Annotated in this window: 2 protein-coding genes and 1 pseudogene; all 3 read right to left on the bottom strand. The window is 66.0% G+C overall.

What is annotated here, in order from left to right:
- Nucleotides 1-237 precede the first annotated feature (237 nt).
- Entirely contained in the window at nucleotides 238-1,701 is a 1,464-nt protein-coding gene (locus Q0176_RS03885) for a TrkH family potassium uptake protein (protein WP_299299423.1), read from the bottom strand.
- Complete coding sequence (trkA, locus tag Q0176_RS03880) at nucleotides 1,698-3,095, bottom strand: Trk system potassium transporter TrkA (protein WP_299299421.1); 1,398 nt, start codon at nucleotides 3,093-3,095, stop codon at nucleotides 1,698-1,700. The genes Q0176_RS03885 and trkA overlap by 4 nt, the downstream gene beginning before the upstream one ends.
- Nucleotides 3,092-3,412, bottom strand: a pseudogene (locus Q0176_RS03875) (acyl-ACP thioesterase domain-containing protein); the annotation flags it as partial. The gene trkA and the pseudogene Q0176_RS03875, both read right to left, overlap by 4 nt.

Genomic DNA, 3,412 nt, shown 5'->3' with positions numbered 1-3,412 from the left:
GATCAGACCCATCACTAAAACCCATCATCATAACCGTCAGCACCTCTCGAAGAAACGGCAAAAAGCCGTTGAACCGAAAAGTTTCCCCAAAACCCCCGCACCCCGGCGGGACACGCCACCCATTCTACCAGAGTCGGGGGGAGGCGTTCCTTAGGGAAGCGTTGGAGATTTTTACCCGAAATTTACTCTTGATAAATAGGCCTTTTCATTCTCAAGCGGCGTTTCCTTCGAGAACGCTCAGCGCGTCCAGGTCTCCGGCACGAACAGGAGGATCACGGCGAAGAGCTCCAGCCGTCCGGCCAGCATGCAGAACGAGAGGATCCACTTGACTCCCTCGGGCAGCCAGGAAAAATTTTCGGCCGGCCCCAGCGAGGCAAGCCCCGGCCCCACGTTGCTGAGGCAGGCGACGACCCCGGACAGGGAGGCCACGAAGTCCAGCCTGGGGTGTCCGAAAGCGGTCAGCACGAGGGTGGAGAGGACCAGGATGGCGATGTAGAGCATGAAGAAGGCTGTGACGGAGCTCAGGGACCGTATCGAAATCACCCGGCCGTTGACCCGCGTATTGACGATCGCCCTGGGATGCAGCAGGCTGCGGACCTCGGCGCGGATCTGCCGCCCCAGCAGCAGGAAGCGCACGACCTTGCATCCTCCGCCGGTGGAGCCCGCACAGGCCCCGACGATCATCAGCAGGAGCAGAAGAAAACGGGCGAACTCCGGCCACAGGTCGTAGTTCGTCGTAACGAACCCCGTGGTGGTCATCAGGCTCACGACGTGAAAGGCCGCGGCGCGCAGAGCCGGCTCCATCCGATCGAAGAGGTCTTGGCGAAGCAGGAAAAACGCGATGGCGACCGAGGCCGCAACGGCCAGGACGGAGTAGCAACGCAGCTCCTCGTCCCGAAGGACCCCGCGGAAGCGCCCCGTGAGCATCAAAAAATGCAGGGAGAAGTTGATCCCGGAGACGAACATGAAGACGGTGATCACCCACTCGACGTAGGCGCTGTGGAAATGCCCCACCGAGGCGTTTTTCGTCGAAAAACCCCCCGTGGCGATGGTGGAGAAGCTGTGGTTCAGGGCATCGAAGAACCCCATGCCCCCGGCGGTCAGAAAGGCCGTCTCCAGTGCGGTCAGCAGGACGTAGACGCCCCAGAGGTAGAGGGCCGTCTGCTGGACCCTCGGGGTGATCTTCTCGGGCGTCGGGCCGGGGACCTCCGCCTTGTAGAGCTCCATCCCCCCGACCCCGAGGAAGGGGAGCACGGCGAGGCTCAGGACGATGATCCCCATCCCGCCTATCCAGTGCGTCAGGCTGCGCCAGAGGAGGAGCCCACGGGGAAGCCCCTCGATGTCCGTCAGGATGGTGGCGCCGGTCGTGGTGAACCCCGACATGGTCTCGAAGAAGGCGTCCGCGTAGGTCGACGCGGCGCCCGAGAACAGATAGGGCAGGGCCCCGACGGCCGAGGCGATCACCCAGGAGAACCCCACGACGGCGATGGCCTCGTGGATGCCCAGCTGCTGATAGTCGGTCCCGCGCTTTCCGGCCAGAAAGAAGCCGAGGCTGATCAGCAGGCCGACGGCGAGGGAGGCGAGGAAGGCAAGTCGGCCCGCGGCCCCGTCACAGACCGCCAGGGCCAGGGGGAAGATCATGAAGAGGGAGACGATGAGCGAGATGAGCGAGAGCACCCGAAGGACGACGCCCAGCCTCATGACCGCTCCCCGTCGGCCCCGCCGAACAGCTCCATCGCCTCGCGCATGAGGGGCGTGGAGGCGAACAGGATGAGATGGTCGCCGGCCTGAAGCCGCGTGGCCCCGTTCGGGACCACCACCTTCTCCTGCCTGCCCAGCAGCGCCACCAGGACCCCCTTCGGCAGCTTCAGCTCCGCAAGTGGGATGTCCGTCAGGCCGTGCTCCGCGGGCAGGACGATCTCCAGCATCTCCGCGTCGATCTTCTCGATGATGGACAGGGCCCGGGCGTGCCCGGGGTAGCGGATGGTCCTCAGGATCATCGCGGCCAGCGCCTCGTTGGAGTCCACCACGGCATCGACGGGCATGTGGTTCGGCATGTCCTGATAGAGATGCCGCCGCACGACCGCGATGCTCTTGCGCGCCCCCATAGACTTGGCGATGGCGGCGTAGACCAGGTTGACCTCGTCGGAGTCCGTGGCGCAGACGTAGCCGTCCGCCTCCTCGATGCCCTCCTCCAGCAGGAGCGCCCGGTCGGCCCCGTCCCCGTTCAGGACCAGAGCCTCGCCCAGCTCCCCGGCCAGCTTTTCGCACTGATGCGGGTCGTGGTCGATCAGACGGATCCTGACGTTGCCGTACTCCTTCTGGATCCTCTGGACGACCTGATAGCCCAGCTTGCCCCCGCCCACCACGAACACCTTGCGCAGGGGCCGGGTGCTCCTGAGCTGAAAGAGCCTCTCCAGCATCCAGACCTGTTCCCGGTAGGAGACGACGTAGCAGAGGTCCCCGGCCTTCAGCACCGTGTCGCCGTCCGGTACGATATTCTCGCCCTCCGACCGCTCCCCCTCCGAGCGCTCCACGTAGACCACGATCGCCACCAGGTCCGGATGGTCCCTGCGAATCTCCTTGAGGGAGAGATTCACCAGAGGGGAGCCCTCCGCAATGCGGAAGGCGTAGATGGCCGCACGGCCGCCCAGCAGCTCCGCCGTCCGCACGGCCGTGCTGACGGACAGAAGCTCCAGTATCTCCCGCGCGACGGACCGCTCGGGCGAGAGCATGAGGTCGATGCCCAGGTCCCGCCCCCAGGTCGGGGAGTCCGTGAACTCGAGCCCCCGCACCCGGGAGATGACCCTGCGGACCCCCGCATGACGTGCGATCCAGCAGGAGAGCATGTTGACCTCGTCCCGATCCGTGCAGGCCACGAGAAGGTCGACCGTGCAGCCCTCCCGGACCCCGGCGTCGTAGAGCACCTGGGGCCGTGCCCCGTTGCCGCAGACGACGCGGACGTCCAGCTCCTCCGCCACGTGCTCCGCATGCTCCTCGTTCTGCTCCACCAGGTTGATGTCGTGCCCCTCCGCGGCCAGGGTGGCGGCGACGCTGCGCCCGACCTCCCCGGCTCCGACGATGACGATATTCATGAGCGGTGCGGCCCCCAAACGCAGGAAAACGTGGTCAGGGATCGGCCGCTCCCGCGGGCCGCTCCCGCGATCTCGTAGACGAACGTCCGCGCCTCGCCGGAGCGGGGCCCCCCGAGCTCGCGGGCCCGGACCGTCAGGACGTCGCCCAACTTGGCGCTTGCGCGAAACGAGGCGGAGATCGATCTCGGGCCCCAGGCCATGAGGTCGATCGGGGTCGCCTCGAAGACCCACTCGAAGTAGACGGCGTTGTTGACGTGCCCGTTGGCATCCAGGTCGTGAAACCGGACCGGATAGACGGTCTCGTGAACCTCCCCGGC

It is taken from the genome of uncultured Fretibacterium sp., assembly GCF_938040765.1.
GTDB lineage: Bacteria > Synergistota > Synergistia > Synergistales > Aminobacteriaceae > CAJPSE01.
This window is presented reverse-complemented; position numbering and strand designations above follow the sequence as displayed.

Bases quoted from the DNA above. Each gene is read 5' to 3' on its own strand.
- Q0176_RS03885 (WP_299299423.1), bottom strand. From the start codon at position 1,701: ATGAGGCTGGGCGTCGTCCTTCGGGTGCTCTCGCTCATCTCGCTCATC.
- trkA (WP_299299421.1), bottom strand. From the start codon at position 3,095: ATGAATATCGTCATCGTCGGAGCCGGGGAGGTCGGGCGCAGCGTCGCC.